General features: G+C 71.9%; 15 protein-coding genes. 6 read left to right on the top strand and 9 right to left on the bottom strand.

All coding sequences use genetic code 11. From position 1 onward, the window contains the following. Positions 1-20: 20 nt before the first annotated feature. A complete protein-coding gene (locus QM788_RS08865) occupies positions 21-839 on the top strand; it encodes a lysophospholipid acyltransferase family protein (protein WP_415661121.1) in 819 nt (272 codons plus the stop codon). Between the two features lie 2 nt (positions 840-841). After that, entirely contained in the window at positions 842-1,651 is an 810-nt protein-coding gene (locus tag QM788_RS08860) for a M48 family metallopeptidase (RefSeq protein WP_415661120.1), read from the top strand. Between the two features lie 178 nt (positions 1,652-1,829). Here the strand turns inward: QM788_RS08860 and QM788_RS08855 are convergent, their stop codons facing one another. Further along, positions 1,830-2,888, bottom strand: a complete 1,059-nt coding sequence (locus QM788_RS08855) for an MBL fold metallo-hydrolase (protein ID WP_415661119.1) — start codon at positions 2,886-2,888, stop codon at positions 1,830-1,832. A gap of 40 nt (positions 2,889-2,928) precedes the next feature. On the opposite strand from QM788_RS08855, the gene QM788_RS08850 reads away from it, so the two are divergent. Continuing rightward, positions 2,929-3,333 (top strand): MerR family transcriptional regulator, encoded by a 405-nt coding sequence (locus QM788_RS08850; protein ID WP_415661118.1) that lies wholly within the window; start codon positions 2,929-2,931, stop codon positions 3,331-3,333. A gap of 127 nt (positions 3,334-3,460) precedes the next feature. Next, on the top strand, positions 3,461-4,480 hold the full coding sequence (locus QM788_RS08845; protein ID WP_415661117.1) for an SGNH/GDSL hydrolase family protein: 1,020 nt from the start codon (positions 3,461-3,463) through the stop codon (positions 4,478-4,480). A gap of 101 nt (positions 4,481-4,581) precedes the next feature. Here the strand turns inward: QM788_RS08845 and QM788_RS08840 are convergent, their stop codons facing one another. The 7 genes from QM788_RS08840 to glmS all read right to left on the bottom strand — a co-directional run bounded on the left by QM788_RS08840 (position 4,582) and on the right by glmS (position 13,279). Beyond that, positions 4,582-5,757 carry an ATP-binding protein gene (locus QM788_RS08840; protein WP_415661174.1) on the bottom strand — a complete coding sequence of 392 codons (1,176 nt, stop codon included), beginning with the start codon at positions 5,755-5,757 and terminating at the stop codon, positions 4,582-4,584. A gap of 116 nt (positions 5,758-5,873) precedes the next feature. Then, entirely contained in the window at positions 5,874-6,251 is a 378-nt protein-coding gene (locus QM788_RS08835; protein ID WP_415661116.1) for a hypothetical protein, read from the bottom strand. 93 nt (positions 6,252-6,344) lie between these two features. Further along, the gene (locus tag QM788_RS08830) at positions 6,345-7,076 is read right to left on the bottom strand and encodes an ABC transporter ATP-binding protein (protein WP_415661115.1); all 732 of its coding nucleotides are present in this window, start codon (positions 7,074-7,076) and stop codon (positions 6,345-6,347) included. Further along, positions 7,073-8,860: an ABC transporter permease subunit gene (locus tag QM788_RS08825; RefSeq protein ID WP_415661114.1), complete on the bottom strand. Its 1,788-nt coding sequence runs from the start codon at positions 8,858-8,860 to the stop codon at positions 7,073-7,075. The genes QM788_RS08830 and QM788_RS08825 overlap by 4 nt, the downstream gene beginning before the upstream one ends. 1 nt (position 8,861) lies before the next feature. Continuing rightward, positions 8,862-9,899 carry a branched-chain amino acid ABC transporter permease gene (locus QM788_RS08820; RefSeq protein ID WP_415661113.1) on the bottom strand — a complete coding sequence of 346 codons (1,038 nt, stop codon included), beginning with the start codon at positions 9,897-9,899 and terminating at the stop codon, positions 8,862-8,864. A 430-nt stretch (positions 9,900-10,329) separates the two neighbouring features. Then, positions 10,330-11,355 (bottom strand): tRNA pseudouridine(13) synthase TruD, encoded by a 1,026-nt coding sequence (truD, locus tag QM788_RS08815; RefSeq protein WP_415661112.1) that lies wholly within the window; start codon positions 11,353-11,355, stop codon positions 10,330-10,332. 58 nt (positions 11,356-11,413) lie between these two features. Next, the gene (gene glmS / locus QM788_RS08810; RefSeq protein ID WP_415661111.1) at positions 11,414-13,279 is read right to left on the bottom strand and encodes a glutamine--fructose-6-phosphate transaminase (isomerizing); all 1,866 of its coding nucleotides are present in this window, start codon (positions 13,277-13,279) and stop codon (positions 11,414-11,416) included. A 138-nt stretch (positions 13,280-13,417) separates the two neighbouring features. On the opposite strand from glmS, the gene QM788_RS08805 reads away from it, so the two are divergent. After that, positions 13,418-13,897 (top strand): Lrp/AsnC family transcriptional regulator, encoded by a 480-nt coding sequence (locus tag QM788_RS08805; RefSeq protein WP_415661110.1) that lies wholly within the window; start codon positions 13,418-13,420, stop codon positions 13,895-13,897. Here QM788_RS08805 and QM788_RS08800 read toward each other — a convergent pair whose 3' ends face one another. Next, positions 13,898-14,869 carry a 2-dehydropantoate 2-reductase gene (locus tag QM788_RS08800; RefSeq protein WP_415661173.1) on the bottom strand — a complete coding sequence of 324 codons (972 nt, stop codon included), beginning with the start codon at positions 14,867-14,869 and terminating at the stop codon, positions 13,898-13,900. Positions 14,870-14,934: 65 nt separating this feature from the next. Here QM788_RS08800 and QM788_RS08795 point away from each other — a divergent pair, with 65 nt between their 5' ends. After that, positions 14,935-15,369: a lactoylglutathione lyase gene (locus QM788_RS08795; protein WP_415661109.1), complete on the top strand. Its 435-nt coding sequence runs from the start codon at positions 14,935-14,937 to the stop codon at positions 15,367-15,369. The last annotated feature ends 14 nt before the right edge of the window (positions 15,370-15,383 follow it).

The following is a 15,383-nucleotide window of genomic DNA, read 5'->3' as shown; positions in this document are numbered from 1 at the left end:
GCCATCGATCGGGAGCCCTGATGTCCACGGTGTTGAGCGCCATCCGCTCGCTGATCTTCGTCCTCGTCCTCGTCGTCACGGTCATCCCGTGGGCGCTGGCCGTGCTGCTGCTGTCCGTCTTCCGCCGCGGCGACCCGATCTACTGGGCCTGCGCCGGCTGGCTCAAGGTCGCCATCTGGAGCGCGCGCTGGATCTGCGGCGTGCGCTGGCGCCTGCACGGCATGGAGCACCTGCCGCCGGCCGAGGACCGCCGCGCCGGCGTCGTGCTGCTGTCCAAGCACCAGAGCACCTGGGAAACCTTCGCCTACCCGGCGCTGTTCAGCCACCCGCTGGCCTATGTGTTCAAGCGCGAGCTGCTGTACGTGCCCTTCTTCGGCTGGGCGATGGCGCGCATGGACATGATCCACATCGACCGCAGCCGCCGCACCGAGGCCTGGAACCGGGTGCTGGCCCAGGGCCGGCGCCTGGGCGCGCAGGGCAACTGGGTCATCATGTTCCCGGAAGGCACGCGCATCGCGCGCGGCCAGGTGGGCGATTACAAGAGCGGCGGCACGCGGCTCGCCATCGAGGCCGGCCTGCCCGTCGTGCCCATCGCCGCGACGGCCGCGCGCTGCTGGCCGCGCAAGAGCTTCCTGCTGCGCCCCGGCGTCGTGGACATCTCCATCGGCCGGCCGATCCGCCCCGAGGGCCGCGAGCCGGTGGAGATGATGCGCGAGGTCAAGGACTGGATCGAGGCCGAGATGCGCCGCCTCGATCCCGAGGCATATGGCCCTCCCGAGGGGGGCACTGCCGGCAGCCTGGCCCAGTCACCCGGCCGAGCCCCCAACGACAAGCACTGAACATGCCGCCCAAGCGCCCGGCCCCGCTCCTGCAGGACAGCCAGCTGTCGCTGTTCGACGCGGCGGCGGAGATCGCGCCCGCCGAGCCCGGCGCGGCGCGCACGCGGCGCGAGTTGTGGCTGGGCCAGCACCGCGTCGGCTACGAGCTCAAGCACGCGCGGCGGCGCTCCATCGGCTTCGTCGTCGGGCCGCAGGGCCTGCGCGTCAGCGCGCCGCGCTGGGTGCCGCTGGCCGAGATCGAGCGCGCGCTGCACCACAAGGGCGACTGGATCCTGCGCAAGCTCGTCGAGCAGCGCGAGCGCCAGCAGCGCGTCCAGGCCGCGCGCATCGAATGGCTGGACGGCGGCCGCCTGCCCTACCTGGGCGAGCCGCTGACGCTGGTGCTGGCGCCGGCCGGGCGCGAGCTGGTGTGGGACGCCGCCGCGCGCGAGCTGCGCCTGCCGCTGCCGGCCGGCGCGTCGGCCGAGCAGATCCGCGACCTCGCCCAGTCCTGGCTGCAGGCCCGCGCGCGCGAGGACTTCCTGCCGCGCTGCCACGCCTTCGCCGCGCGGCTGGGCGTGACGATGAAGAGCCTGCGCCTGTCGTCCGCGCAGACGCGCTGGGGCAGCGCCAGCGCCGACGGCTCCATCCGCCTGAACTGGCGCCTGATCCACTTCGCGCCGGCCATCATCGACTACGTGGTCGCCCACGAGCTGGCCCACCTGCGCGAGATGAACCACAGCCCGGCGTTCTGGGACACGGTGCGCTCCGTGCTGCCCGACTTCGAGCGCTCCCGCGAGGCGCTGCGCGAGGAGTCCATCGTCGCGCAGTGAAGGTGAATATTCACCTGCCAAACTCGTCCGCCGCGGCGCCGGATTCGGCAACACTTCCGGCTCGCTGTCAGCACGGGTACCGCCCGCCGGCCCACGCCACAGGGGAGGACAGGTACCGGGCAGAGATGCCGCCGCCGGAAACGTTCCGGCGGCGGCATTTCACTTTCCGGGCCGGTCCTCAGCGCGGCGAGAAGCGGTAGACGCCGTCGGCGCCCAGCTCGCGCCGGAGTTCGCCCTTCAGCCACAGCGCGTTCAGGTGCGCGATGGCCTCGCCCATCGCGAAGGTGGTCTGGTGCAGGTCCAGCTTGCGCTTGAACAGCACGCCCAGCAGGCCGGCGGCGTGCGTGGGCTCGGCGCGGCAGGCGGCGGCGACTTCGGCCAGGCGCTCGTCGTGGTGCTCGCGCAGTTGGTCGATGCGCGCATGCAGGCCGCGGAAGGGCTTGCCGTGCGACGGCAGCACCAGCGTGTCGGCGGGCAGCGCGAGGTGGCGCGCCAGCGAGTCCAGGTACAGCGTCAGCGGGTCGGCCTCGGGCTCCACGTCCACGACCGACACATTGGTCGAGATGCGCGGCAGCACCATGTCGCCGGAGATCAGCAGCCCGGCCGCCTCGCAGAACAGGCTGATGTGCTCCGGCGCATGGCCATGGCCGGCGATGCAGCGCCAGGCGCGCCCGCCGATGTCGATCGCCATGCCGTCCATCAGCCGCCGGAAGCTGGACGGCACGGCCGGCACCATGCGCGGGTAGTAGTCGGCGCGGTCGCGGATCTTGGCCAGCGCGTCGGGGTCGGTCAGCCCGTGGCTGCCGAAGAAGGCCGCGGCCGCCGCGCCGCCCATGCCCACCGTGGAGCCGCTGGCCAGCCGGGCGAGGTTGAAGTCGGTGGCGCTCATCCACAGCCGGCAGCCCCATTTCTCGGTCAGCCAGTGGCCCAGGCCGAGGTGGTCGGGGTGGAAGTGCGTGACGATCACGCGCAGCACCGGCAGGCCGTCCAGCCGCTCGGCGAAGACCCGCTCCCAGTTGGCGCGCGTGTCGTCGCTGGTGATGCCGCAGTCGACGATGGTCCAGCCCTCGCGGCCGTCCAGCCGGTCACGCAGCAGCCACAGGTTGATGTGGTCCAGCGCGAACGGCAGGCCCATGCGCACCCAGCGCACGCCGGGCGCCAGGTCCAGCGCCTCGCCGGGGCCGGGCAGGGTGTCGCCCAGCACGTAGTCGAGTTCGGATTCGCGGGTGTTGGCCATGGGCGGTCTAGACTGACGTTAACGTCAAGTCAGTTTAGCCATGCCGCCCCGCCGCCCTGTCTCCCCCGCGACCGAAGCGACCTACACCATCACCCAGCTCGCCGCCGAGTTCGACATCACGCCGCGCGCGATCCGTTTCTACGAGGAGGCCGGCCTGCTGGAGCCCGGCCGCCGGGGCCGCAACCGCGTCTACACGCCGCGCGACCGCACCCGGCTCAAGCTGACGCTGCGCGGCAAGCGCCTGGGGCTGCCGCTGCAGGAGATCAAGCAGCTCGTCGACATGTACGACAGCCAGGCCAGCGCCGCGCCGCAGCTGCGCGCCTTCCTCGCCATCCTGGCCCGGCACCGCGAGCAGCTGGAGCAGCAGCGCCGCGACATCGAGGTCACGCTCGCGGAGATCCAGCAGCACGAAAAACGCTGCCGCGCGCTGCTGGGCCGGGGCTGAGAAGCCGGGAATCCGTGCAGGATTTCTCCAAGGCGCCACCCGGGATGTCTCCCAGGTTGACGCCCTCGCGGCGCCAACGGATGCTCCGCGCCGCCGCCAGACGTCGGCGGCCTACCAGGGAGTTCTCATGTCCAAACACTTGTTCGCCCGCGTCGCTGCGGGCTTCGCGCTTTGTGCGGCCGCGCTGTCGGCCTCGGCGGCCGGGGGCTACTCGGGCCTGGTCGTGTTCGGCGACAGCCTGTCGGACAGCGGCAACAACGCCACGCTGCTGGCGGTCGCCCATGGCGGCGCGGCGCCCGCGGTGGACCTGCTCGGCAACGGCCACTTCAGCAAGCTGACCTCCGCCGCCGGCACCTACTCCGACGGCAAGGTGTGGACGCAGTACCTGGCCGAGTCGCTGCACCTGCCGCTGCTGCCCTCGGTGCTGGGCGGCAACAACTACGCCTTCGGCGGCGCGCAGACCGGCGTGGACGGCACCGAGACGGCCGACGGCTTCCCCTACAGCATGACGACGCAGCTGGCGCACTACCTCGGCACCGCGCCCGCGACGCTGGACGCCGGCAGCCTCTACATCGTCGCCGGCGGCGGCAACAACGTGCGCGCACTGCTGGAGACGCTGGCGGCCGACCCGGCAGCCAACGCCACCGACGCCCAGGCAGCGTTCGCGGCCACGGTGGCCGGCTACGCCACGGACATGGCCGGCATCGTCGGCGGCCTGCGCTCGCGCGGCGCCCAGCATGTGCTGGTGATGAACACGCCCGACTTCGGCCTCACGCCGCTGGCCCGCGCCACCGGCAGCACCGGCGCCGCCACGCAGCTGTCGTGGGCGATGAACCAGGCGCTGGACGCCGCGCTGGCCGGCAGCGGCACCCCGGTGTTCGACATGTTCAGCTTCCTGCAGGCCGCGGTGCAGTCGCCCGCCTTCAGCAACACCACCGACGCCTGCGGCGCCGCCGCCAACCACTGCGACACGGCGACCGCGCTGTTCTGGGACGGCATCCACCCGACCACCTTTGCCCACCAGCAGCTCGCCGCCGCCGTGCTCGCCACCCCGGTGCCCGAGCCCCGGTCCGCGGTGCTGCTCGCGCTGGGCCTGGCCGCCCTCGCGCTGGGCCGGCGGCGCCAGGCGGCCCGCCAGCCGCGCTGACGCACCGGCGCTTCCCTGGGCTGCAGCGGCAAACTATCGGCCGACGCCGACCCGGCGCGCTTCGGGTCGCGGACGGCCGCCCCTGGACCCGGCGCCGACCGTCAGGCGCCCGCCGGCCCGTCCATCAGCACCCGCCACGACCACACCGGCCAGTCGCTGCGCGGCTGCCCGGCGTCGCCGCCATAGACGACGCCACCGCGCTCCAGCGCCGGGCCGTATCGGGCGGCGAAGCGGCGCAGGCCCTGGAAGTAGTCCGGGTTCACCGTCGCGCCGGACTTGATCTCCAGTGCCCGCACCTGCGTGCCGGTCGGCAGCAGCAGGTCCACCTCGTTGCCGGTGGCGTCGCGGTAGAAATGCACCGGCGAGGCGTCGCCGCGGTTGAGCCGGTCCTTGATCGCCTCCATGACGATGAAGTTCTCGAACAGCGCCCCGCGCAGCGGGTCGCGCGCCACCTGGGCCGGCTCACGCAGGCCCAACAGCCAGCAGGCTAGGCCCACGTCCACGAAATACAGCTTGGGCGACTTGACGAGCCGCTTGGTGGTGTTGACGAACCAGGGCTGCACCAGTTGCACGACATAGCTGGTCTGCAGCAGGCCCAGCCAGGCCTGCGCGGTGGACTGCGCCACGCCGGCATCGTTGGCCAGGCTGGTGAGGTTGAGCAGTTGGCCCGTGCGCCCCGCGCACAGCCGCACGAAGCGCTCGAAGCGCTGCAGGTCGTGCACGGCGGTCAGTTGGCGCAGGTCGCGCTCGACGTAGGTGGCGAAGTAGTCGCCCAGCGCGGTGCCCGGGTCCAGGCCGCGGTCGTGGATGCGCGGGTAGAAGCCGGCATGCAGCCAGTCCGCCAGCGGCAGCGCGCGCCGCGCGGGCGCCGCGCAGGCCACCTCGGCCGCCGTGAACGGCAGCAGGCGCAGCACGCCGGTGCGTCCGGCCAGCGACTGCGTGACGCCCTGCATCAGCTCGAACTGCTGGCTGCCGGTCAGGATGAAGCGGCCCGGCGCCGGGTTGGCATCCACGACGCCCTGCAGGTAGGACGTGAGCTGCGGTGCGCGCTGGATCTCGTCGAGGATGGCGCCGCCGGGCAGCGCCGCCAGGAAGCCGCGCGGGTCCGCCAGCGCGAACTCGCGCTGGTCCGGGTCTTCCAGCGTCAGATAGGGCTTGGCCGGAAAGAGCGCGCGCGCCAGCGTCGTCTTGCCGCTCTGCCGCGGCCCCACCAGCGTGACCACCGGGTACTGCCGCGCGAGGCGCTCGAACAGGGGCTGGATGCTGCGGGGGACCATGGACACAGCATATTCGATACACCATGCAAATCCACGAAAATTTCGTGGATTTGCATGGTGCGCCTCAGGCCGCGCCCGGGATGAGCCCGACCTCCTGCATCACGCGCCGCTCGTCGTCATGGGAGATCCAGAACGCGGCCCGGGGGGCCGGTGCCGGGGTCGTGGAGGAAATAGGTGATGAAGAACTTGAAGTCCAGCGGCCGGCCGGGCGGCTTCTCGAAAGTCAGGTGCCAGTGGACCTTGACCATCGTGTACCGGTCGTCGAGCGGCGTCGCCTGCAGCTGCAGGATCCTGGCGCGCCGGAATCCGATGCGCTGGAAGAACGCCTTGCGCTGGATGAAGGCCTCCCGCAGCGCAGCGTCGTTGCGGCCGCACGAGACGCCGCCGGGCTCGCCGGCCATGAACTCCGCCGTGTACAGCGACGTCATGAGGTCGGGGTCGAAGGTGTTGGCCCCTTCCTCGTAGCGGGCGAAGAAGTCTTCGATCTCTCCCATGGCTGTGCCGCGCCTGTCGAGGCTCACGGCCGGCCGGCGCCGGCCGCGCCGAGGGGGCCGAAGACGAGCACCGAGATCATCCTCAGCAGGGCCTCAATCGCCGCGCACGGCCCCCAGGTAGGTTTCGATGACGCGCGGGTCGGCCGCCAGTTGGTCCGCCGGGCCGCTGAGGCCGAACTCGCCCGTCTCCAGCACGTGCCCGTGGTCGGCCACGCGCAGCGCGGCGCGGGCGTTCTGCTCGACGAGCAGGATGCTGACGCCGCTGGCGCGCAGGCCGTCGACGATGGTGAAGATCTCGCGCACGATCAGCGGCGCCAGGCCCAGGCTGGGCTCGTCGAGCATCAGCAGCTTGGGCTGGCCCATCAGCGCCCGGCCCAGCGCCAGCATCTGGCGTTCGCCGCCGGACAGCGTGCCGGCCGCCTGCGCGCGGCGCTCCTTCAGGCGCGGGAAGCGCGCGTAGACGCTCTCCAGCCCGTCGCGCCAGCGCCGGTCGCCGAGCTTCTTGGGCCGCCAGCCGCCCAGCAGCAGGTTGTCCTCCACCGTCATCGTGCCGAACAGCTCGCGCTTCTCGGGCACCAGCGCCAGGCCGGCGAGCACCCGCTCCTCGAGCGTCAGCGGGGCGATGTCCTCCCCGGCGAAGCGCAGCGTGGCGCCACGCGACGGGATCAGCCCCATCAGCGCGCCGAGCAGCGTGCTCTTGCCGGCGCCGTTGGGGCCGATGACGGTGACGACGCTCTTCTCGGCCGCCGTGAAGCTCAGGCCGTGCAGCACTTCGGCGCGGCCGTAGCCGGCATGCAGGTCTTGCACCTCCAGCAGCGCGCTCATTCTTCGGCTCCCAGGTAGGCGGCGCGCACGGCCGGGCTGGCCTGCACGTCGGCGGGCGTGCCTTCCATCAGGTGGCGGCCGAATTCCATGACGACGATGCGGTCGGTCAGCTTCATGACGAAGTCCATGTCGTGCTCCACGAGCAGCAGCGACAGGCCCTCGGCCTTGAGCTGCCGCAGCACCTCGGCGAGCGCCTGCTTTTCCTTGTGGCGCAGGCCGGCGGCGGGCTCGTCCAGCAGCAGCAGCGACGGGTCGCTGGCCAGCGCGCGGGCGATCTCGACGAGGCGCTGCGGGCCCAGCGCGAGGTTGCCGGCCAGCTCGTGCGCCTGGTCGGCCAGGCCGATGCGCCGGAGCTGGCGCAGCGCCTCGGCGCGGGCCTGGGCCTCCTCGGCCGCGTTCAGGCCCAGCATCGCGCGGGCGGTGCCGGTGCGGGTGCGCAGGTAGGTGCCCAGCGCGACGTTCTCCAGCACCGTCATGTCGGGCACCAGCTTCACGTGCTGGAAGGTGCGCGACAGGCCGGCGCGCGCGATCTCGCGGCTGGGCCGGCCGTCCACGCGCTGCCCCAGCAGCTCGACCTCGCCGGAGGTCAGCGGCAGCACGCCGGAGACGAGGTTGAAGGTGGTGCTCTTGCCGGCGCCGTTGGGGCCGATCAGGCCGACGATGTCGCCGGCGCGGATGTTGAAGCTGATGTCGTTGACGGCGGTGAGCCCGCCGAAGGTCTTGCGGATGGCGCGCACGCCCAGCAGCGGCGCGCCGGGCTGCGGATGGCTGCGCGCGCTCAGGCGCGGGGCGCCCTCGTCCACCGCCTTGGCGCGGCGCTCGGGCAGCCAGCGCGACAGCGCGCGCGAGACCGGCGGCCACAACCCCTCCGGCGCGAAGCGCAGCACCAGCACCAGCACGATGCCGAACACGATGATCTCGTAGTTGCCCGAGCCGCCGAACAGCGCCGGCAGCACGACCTTGAGCTGGTCCTCGGCGAGCTTGACCAGCGCCGCGCCGGTGAACGCGCCGCCCACGGTGCCGATGCCGCCCACCACGGCCATGAACAGGTACTCGATGCCGAACTTGATGCCGAACGGCGACGGGTTCACGCTGCGCTGCATGTGCGCGTACAGCCAGCCGGACACGGCCGCCAGCAGCGCGGCGATGATGAACATCGTCAGCTTGTAGCGGAAGGTGGACGCGCCCATGGCCTCGGGCATCGTCGCGCCGCCGCCGCGGTTGGTGTTGAGCGCGCGCATGATGCGGCCCGGCCGCGAGTCCAGCAGCCTCGTGACGCCCACGGCCGCCAGCAGCGCGGCGACCCAGATCAGCCAGTACATGCGGCGCTCGCTCTGGAAGCTGAAGCCGCCGAGCTGCACCGCCGGCAGGCCCAGCAGGCCGTCGTACTTGCCCAGCGGCTCCAGGTTGCCGATCAGGTAGTACAGCGCCAGGCACCAGCAGATGGTGGCCAGCGGCAGGTAGTGGCCGGACATGCGCAGCGTCAGCAAGCCGATGAGCAGCGCCAGCACCAGCGTGGCGGCCAGCCCCGCCACCAGCCCCAGCCACGGCGACAGGCCCAGCACCACGGTCAGGTAGCCGGTGGCATAGGCGCCCACGCCGGCGAACGCCGCCTGGCCGAACGACGTGAGGCCGCCGACGCCGGTCAGCAGCACCAGGCCGAGCACGACCAGCGAGAACAGGCCGATGTAGTTGAGCTGCGTGACCCAGAAGTCCGGCACCGGCAGCAGCGGCAAGGCGAGGAGCGCGACCGCCGCGGCGATCGACAGGTGTGTGCGGTTCATGTCAGTGCTCCTCGTGGTGCGGGTCCACGAAGGACCGCCAGAGGAGGATGGGCAGGATCACCGTGAACACGATGACCTCCTTGAAGGCGCTCGCGTAGAACGAGCCGAAGCTCTCGATCAGCCCCACGCCGATGGCCCCGGCGAGCGCCATCGGGAAGCTCGCCAGCCCGCCGAACACCGCCGCGACGAAGCCCTTCAGGCCGATCAGGAAGCCGGTGTCGTAGTAGATCGTGGTGGACGGCGAGATCAGCAGCCCCGACAGCGCACCGATGAAGGCCGCCATCGTGAAACTCAGGCTGCCGGCCGCGTCGCCCGAGATGCCCATCAGCCGCGCGCCGGTGCGGTTCACCGACGTGGCGCGCAGCGCCTTGCCCATCAGCGTGCGCTCGAAGAACACGAACATCGCCAGCAGCAGCACGAGGGAGGCGCCGAAGATGATCAGCGTCTGGCCGGTGAAGCTCAGCGGCCCGGCATCGAAGCGCGCGTCCCAGAAGGCCGGCGTGCGGTAGCCCTCGGCGCCGAAGAACACCAGGCCGATGCCGGTCAGCGCGAAATGCACGCCCACCGACACGATCAGCAGCGTCAGCACGCTCGCCGCCGACAGCGCCCGGTAGGCCAGCCGGTACAGCAGCGGCCCCATCGCGGTGACGACGGCCAGCGTCAGCAGCACCTGCACGATCAGCGCCGGCTGCCGGGGCGCCAGCGCATGCACCAGCGCGGCGATGGCCGCCGGCACCACCAGCGCGCCCAGCAGGCGGCGCGCGATGCGCCCCGCCGCCCAGCGCTCGCGCAGCGCCTGCACCAGGTCCAGCGCCGCGCCGGCCACCGCCAGCAGCAGCAGCAGCCACACGGTGCCCGGCACCTTGCCCATCTGCAGCGACGCCAGCGTCAGCGCGCCGAAGGCGACGAACTCGCCCTGCGGGATGAAGATGATGCGGGTGACCGAGAACACCAGCACCAGGGCCAGCGCGACGAGGGCATAGATGGCCCCGTTGGTCAGGCCGTCGAGGCCGAGGATGGCGGCAATCGTGAGGTCCATGGCGGCTCAGAAAAAACGAGCGGCCATGGTATCGGCCGTTTGCCGACCGCGCGGTCGGGAAATCACCGGGATGCACCGCCGCCCGCACGGTCCGCCGCCGCAGCAGCACTAGGGTTAACCCTTGACAACTTGGTGTTAACCCTTAGAATGCAGCTGTTTCAATCGAGAGCAAAGGAAAAAGAAATGGAACTGCTGATCATCACGCTGACGGTCTCGGTCGTGGCCATCGTGGCCCAGCTGGGCGACGTGGCCACCGCCCGCTTCGGCGCCGCCGCCTGAGGCCCACACCCCCGCGCCGCCCGTCGGCGCACGGCGACCGAGGCCCCGTCCCGGCGCCTCTGCAAGAACCCCGCAGACGCGGGGTTTTTTCTTGCCCGGCGACGTCCCGCGATCGCGGCGCGCAGCGCACGGCCTCGAGCCGGGCACCCCGTCACTCGACCGCCGCGGACTCGTTCTCCGTGCGCCGCTCCGGCTCCGTCGTGCGGAGGATTTCGTTCAGCACGGCCGTGGCGTAGTTCCCGGCGGGCAACGAGAAGGCCAGCACCAGTTGATCGGCTTGCGGCCATTGCCACGCCATGTCCACCGGGTTCGCCACCAGCGCACGGCGCTCCTGGTCCAGGCCGGCGTGCTCCATGCCGTCGCACAAGGTGGGGTGCCGTTCGGCCACGCCCATTTCCAGCGCCTGCGCCTGGCCGGTGGTGCTCACGCGGCCCCGGCCCCAGAGCGGCCCGGTGGGCCGGCCCGCGTCGTCCAGCACGTCGCCGGGCAGGGCCTGGCCCCAGAGCCCCTGCCGGATGCGCAGCGCCAGCACCTCATTGAAGACGAAGGAGCGCACCGCCGACAGGTACAGTCCCTTCTTCTTCGGGTTGCGCACGCGGATCTCGCGCGCCAGCATGGCCCGGCCCTGCTCGACGTTGCCGCCCTCGAAGCCGAAGCGCTGGGCGCCGAAGTAGTTGGGCACGCCCTGCGACGCCACGGCCTTCAGGTTGGCTTCGATGGCATCGCGGTCGCCGGCCACGCCGCGCAGCACGATGCGGAAGTGGTTGCCCAGCAGGTCGCCAGGGCGCAGCTTCTTCACGTGGCGGGCCTGGCCCAGCACCTTGAACTCCGGGTGCTGAAGCTGGGTCAGGTCGGGCGTCCCGCCTTGCTCTCTCCCATTCGGCAGGTAGATGCTGAACCACTGGCGGGTGATGGCATAGCGGTCCTTGAGGCCGGCATAGCCCACGTCCCGCTCCTGCACGCCGGCCGCCTCGGCCAGCCGCTGGGCGACGAAGGCGGTGTTGGCGCCGTTCTTCTCGACGTCCAGCCAGAGGTGCTCGCCCTCGCCGGCAGGCGGCTGCAGCGGCAGCTCGGTGACGACGAAATCCTCGTTCAGGCCTTTCAGGGTGGCGCGGGCGCCGCTGGCCGGATAGGCATTGGGCCAGGGCGGCAAGGTCGTGTATCGGGCGTCGGTCATCTTCGTGGGCGTCGGAGGGCGTCAAGGCGCGTCAAAGGGCGGCACCGGGCCGCCGCCGTCACTCGACCGTGACCGACTTCGCCAGGTTCCTGGGCTTGTCCACGTCCGTGCCGCGGGCGCAGGCCGTGTGGTAGGCCAGCAGCTGCAGCGGCACCACGTGCAGGATGGGCGACAGCGCGCCGTAGTGCTCCGGCATGCGGATGACGTGCAGGCCGGCCTCGCTTTCGATGGCGGTGTCGCCGTCGGCGAACACGTAGAGCTGGCCGCCGCGCGCGCGCACCTCCTGCATGTTGCTCTTGAGCTTTTCCAGCAGCGCGTCGTTGGGCGCCACGGTCACCACCGGCATCTCGGCCGTCACCAGCGCCAGCGGGCCGTGCTTCAGCTCGCCGGCCGGGTAGGCCTCGGCGTGGATGTAGCTGATCTCCTTGAGCTTGAGCGCCCCCTCGAGCGCGATCGGGTAGTGCAGGCCGCGGCCGAGGAACAGCGCGTTTTCCTTGCGCGCGAACTCCTCGCTCCAGGCGATGACCTGCGGCTCCAGCGCCAGCACGGCCTGCACGGCCACGGGCAGGTGGCGCAGCGCCTTCAGGTGCGCGGCCTCGGCGGCCTCGCCGAGCTGGCCGCGCGTCTGCGCCAGCGCCAGCGTCAGCAGGAACAGGCCGACGAGCTGCGTCGTGAAGGCCTTGGTGGAGGCGACGCCGATTTCCGCCCCGGCGCGCGTGATGTAGGCCAGCCCGCACTCGCGCACCATGGCGCTGGTGGTCACGTTGCAGATGGTCAGCGTGTGCGCCATGCCCTGCGCGCGCGCGTGCTTCAGCGCGGCGAGGGTGTCGGCCGTCTCGCCGCTCTGGCTGATGGTGACGACCAGCGTGCGCGGGTTGGGCACGCTGTCGCGGTAGCGGTACTCGCTGGCGATCTCGACGCTGGTGGGGATGCGCGCGATGCTCTCCAGCCAGTACTTGGCCGTGGAGCCGGAGTAGTAGCTGGTGCCGCAGGCGAGGATGAGGACGTTGTCCACCTCCTTGAAGACGCGGTAGGCGCCATCGCCGAACAGCTCGGGGCTGATCGCGGTGATGGCCTCCAGCGTGTTGGCGATGGCCGTGGGCTGCTCGAAGATTTCCTTCTGCATGTAGTGCCGGTACGGGCCCAGCTCGGCGGCGCCGCTGTGCGCATGCACGGTCTTGACCTCGCGCTGCACGCTGGCGAAGCGGCCGGTCGCGGCGTCCTGGTGGCTGATCCAGTGGCGGCCGGGCTGCAGGTCCACCACGTCGCCCTCCTCCAGGTAGACGATCTGGTCGGTCACGCCGGCCAGCGCCATCGCGTCGGAGGCGACGAAGTGCTCGCTGCCGCCCTCGCCCACGCCCAGCACCAGCGGCGAGCCCTCGCGGGCGGCGACCACGCGGTGCGGCTCGTCGCGGCAGAACACCGCCACCGCGTAGGCGCCCTTCAGCCGCGGCAGCACCTGCTGCACGGCGTCCAGCAGGTCGCCGTCGTAGAGGTGGTCCACGAGGTGGGCGATGACCTCGGTGTCGGTCTGGCTGGAGAACGCGTAGCCGCGCGCCTTCAGCTCGGCGCGCAGCTCGTCGTGGTTCTCGATGATGCCGTTGTGCACCAGCGCGATGCGGCCGACGGCGTCCGCGCCGGCACCGGGGCCGGCCGAGAAGTGCGGGTGGGCGTTGTGCACGGCCGGCGCGCCATGCGTGGCCCAGCGGGTGTGGGCGATGCCGGTGCCGGCGGCGATGCCGTCCTCGTCCGCCTGGACCTGCAGCTCGGCCACGCGCGACGTGGAGCGGGCACGCCTGAGGCCGCCGTCCTGGTGCACGGCCACGCCGCAGGAGTCGTAGCCGCGGTATTCGAGGCGCTTCAGGCCCTCGACGAGGATGGGAACGATGTTGCGCTGACTGACCGCGCCGACGATGCCGCACATGGGTGGTTTTCTCCGTTCGATGACTGGCCGGCATGCTAGGGAGATCACCACGGCGGATGCGTGCAAAATTCCTCGAATCAAGATCGAATATTTCTCATTGGCAGAGATTTGAAATATTCCACCGATTCCAATGCATTCATGAACGGATTGGACGCCATCGACCTGCGCCTGCTGGACGCCCTGCAGGCCGACGCCTCGCTCAGCAACCAAGCCCTGGCGGCGCATGTGGCGGTGTCGCCGGCCACCTGCCTGCGCCGGGTCAAGCGGCTGGTGGACGCCGGCATCGTCGAGCGCCGCGTGGCCCTGCTGTCGCCCGACCGGCTGGGCGCCGGCCTGTCCGCGCTGCTGGAGATCACGCTGGACCGCCAGGGCGCCGAGCACCTGGACGCCTTCGAGGCCCGCGCGGTGCGGGAGGCCGCCGTGCAGCAGTGCTGGCGGGTGTCGCCGGGGCCGGACTTCGTGCTCGTCGTGCAGCTGCGCGACATGCCGGCCTACCACGCCTTCACGCAGCGCCTGCTGACGCAGGACGCCAACGTGCGCAACGTCAAGGCCTTCTTCAGCGTCAAGCGCGCGAAGTTCGACACCCGCATCGCGCTGCCCGCCGCGCCGGGCGCCTAGCTAGGAGGCCGGGCGGCAGGCGTCCATCAGCCGCGTCAGCCCCAGCAGCGCGTCCAGCATCGGCGTCGCCACGCCCAGCTGCTGCGCGAGCTCGCGCGGCGCGGCCAGCAGCGCCTCGGTCTCCAGGGGGCGGCCGGCCTCCACGTCCTGCAGCATCGAGGTCTTGAACGCGCCCAGCGAGCGCGTGATCGCATGCCGGTCCTGCGGCGTCTGCGCGACCGGGCAGCCCACGCGCTCGCCGATCAGCGCGGCCTCGGCCATGATGGCCGTCGTGAACTCGCGCACCAGGTCGTCGGCCAGGATGCGGTCGGTCGTCGCGCGGGTCAGCGCCGAGATGGGGTTGGTGGTCATGTTGCCCCACAGCTTGTAGAACACCTCGCGCTGGATGTTCTCCACCGCCCGCGCCGCGAAGCCGGCGCGCGCCAGCAGCGCGGCCAGCTCGTCCGCCGCGCGGCTCAAGCCGCCCACGGCCTCGCCGATCAGCAGCCCGTTGCCCAGCACATGCCGGATGTGCCCGGGCGACTCGGCCAGGCAGCTGGCATGCACCACACAGCCGATGACGCGCCCGGGCGGCAGCAGCGCCGCGATGCGGCCGCCGGGGTCCACGCCCGCCAGCACCAGGCCCGGCACCGGCAGGCCGGCGGTGAACCACCACGGCAGGCCGTTCAGCGCGGTCAGCACCCGCGTCCGCGGCCCCATCAGCCGCGCCACCTGCGCGGCCACGCCGGCGACGGCCGGCCCCTTGACGGCGAGGATCACCAGGTCCTGCGCGCCCAGCGCGGCCGGGTCGTCGCTGGCCCGCAGCGGCGCGCACCAACTGGCGCCGCCGCTGTCCAGCCGCAGGCCGCGCTCGCGCACCGCCGCCAGCGTGGCGCCGCGCGCCAGCGCGCTGACCTGCACGCCGTCCACCCGCTGCAGGTGCGCGGCCAGCCAGCCGCCGATGGCCCCCAGGCCGACGATGCAGACCTTCATCATGGCGGCCAGTCTCGCATGGGCCCCCGCCGCCAGCGCAGCGCGGGGGCGCCGACAATCGCGGCATGAAATACCTGCACACCATGGTCCGCGTCGAGGACGTCGCCGCCTCGCTGCGCTTCTACTGCGACGCCCTCGGCCTGCGCGAAGTCCGGCGCCACGAGAGCGAGGCCGGCCGCTTCACGCTGATCTACCTGGCCGCGCCCGGCGACGACGACGCCCAGGTCGAGCTCACCTACAACTGGCCCGACGCCGACGGCCGCGGCGAGCACTACACCGGCGGCCGCAACTTCGGCCACCTGGCCTACGCGGTGGACGACATCTACGCCGCCTGCCAGCGCCTGGCCGACCACGGCGTCACGATCAACCGCCCGCCGCGCGACGGCCGCATGGCCTTCGTGCGCTCGCCGGACGGCATCTCGGTGGAACTGCTGCAAGACGGCCTCGCGCTGGCGCCGGCCGAGCCCTGGGCGTCGCTGCCCAACATCGGCAGCTGGTGAGCCGGCGGGGCGGC

Origin of the sequence: Roseateles sp. (assembly GCF_047654785.1) — a bacterium.
Taxonomy (GTDB): domain Bacteria; phylum Pseudomonadota; class Gammaproteobacteria; order Burkholderiales; family Burkholderiaceae_C; genus Pelomonas.
Note: the sequence above shows the minus strand (reverse complement) of the source record. Positions and strands in the feature narration are given on the sequence as shown.

Bases quoted from the DNA above. Each gene is read 5' to 3' on its own strand.
- QM788_RS08865 (WP_415661121.1), top strand. From the start codon at position 21: ATGTCCACGGTGTTGAGCGCCATCCGCTCGCTGATCTTCGTCCTCGTC.
- QM788_RS08860 (WP_415661120.1), top strand. From the start codon at position 842: ATGCCGCCCAAGCGCCCGGCCCCGCTCCTGCAGGACAGCCAGCTGTCG.
- QM788_RS08855 (WP_415661119.1), bottom strand. From the start codon at position 2,888: ATGGCCAACACCCGCGAATCCGAACTCGACTACGTGCTGGGCGACACC.
- QM788_RS08850 (WP_415661118.1), top strand. From the start codon at position 2,929: ATGCCGCCCCGCCGCCCTGTCTCCCCCGCGACCGAAGCGACCTACACC.
- QM788_RS08845 (WP_415661117.1), top strand. From the start codon at position 3,461: ATGTCCAAACACTTGTTCGCCCGCGTCGCTGCGGGCTTCGCGCTTTGT.
- QM788_RS08840 (WP_415661174.1), bottom strand. From the start codon at position 5,757: ATGGTCCCCCGCAGCATCCAGCCCCTGTTCGAGCGCCTCGCGCGGCAG.
- QM788_RS08835 (WP_415661116.1), bottom strand. From the start codon at position 6,251: ATGGGAGAGATCGAAGACTTCTTCGCCCGCTACGAGGAAGGGGCCAAC.
- QM788_RS08830 (WP_415661115.1), bottom strand. From the start codon at position 7,076: ATGAGCGCGCTGCTGGAGGTGCAAGACCTGCATGCCGGCTACGGCCGC.
- QM788_RS08825 (WP_415661114.1), bottom strand. From the start codon at position 8,860: ATGAACCGCACACACCTGTCGATCGCCGCGGCGGTCGCGCTCCTCGCC.
- QM788_RS08820 (WP_415661113.1), bottom strand. From the start codon at position 9,899: ATGGACCTCACGATTGCCGCCATCCTCGGCCTCGACGGCCTGACCAAC.
- truD (WP_415661112.1), bottom strand. From the start codon at position 11,355: ATGACCGACGCCCGATACACGACCTTGCCGCCCTGGCCCAATGCCTAT.
- glmS (WP_415661111.1), bottom strand. From the start codon at position 13,279: ATGTGCGGCATCGTCGGCGCGGTCAGTCAGCGCAACATCGTTCCCATC.
- QM788_RS08805 (WP_415661110.1), top strand. From the start codon at position 13,418: ATGAACGGATTGGACGCCATCGACCTGCGCCTGCTGGACGCCCTGCAG.
- QM788_RS08800 (WP_415661173.1), bottom strand. From the start codon at position 14,869: ATGAAGGTCTGCATCGTCGGCCTGGGGGCCATCGGCGGCTGGCTGGCC.
- QM788_RS08795 (WP_415661109.1), top strand. From the start codon at position 14,935: ATGAAATACCTGCACACCATGGTCCGCGTCGAGGACGTCGCCGCCTCG.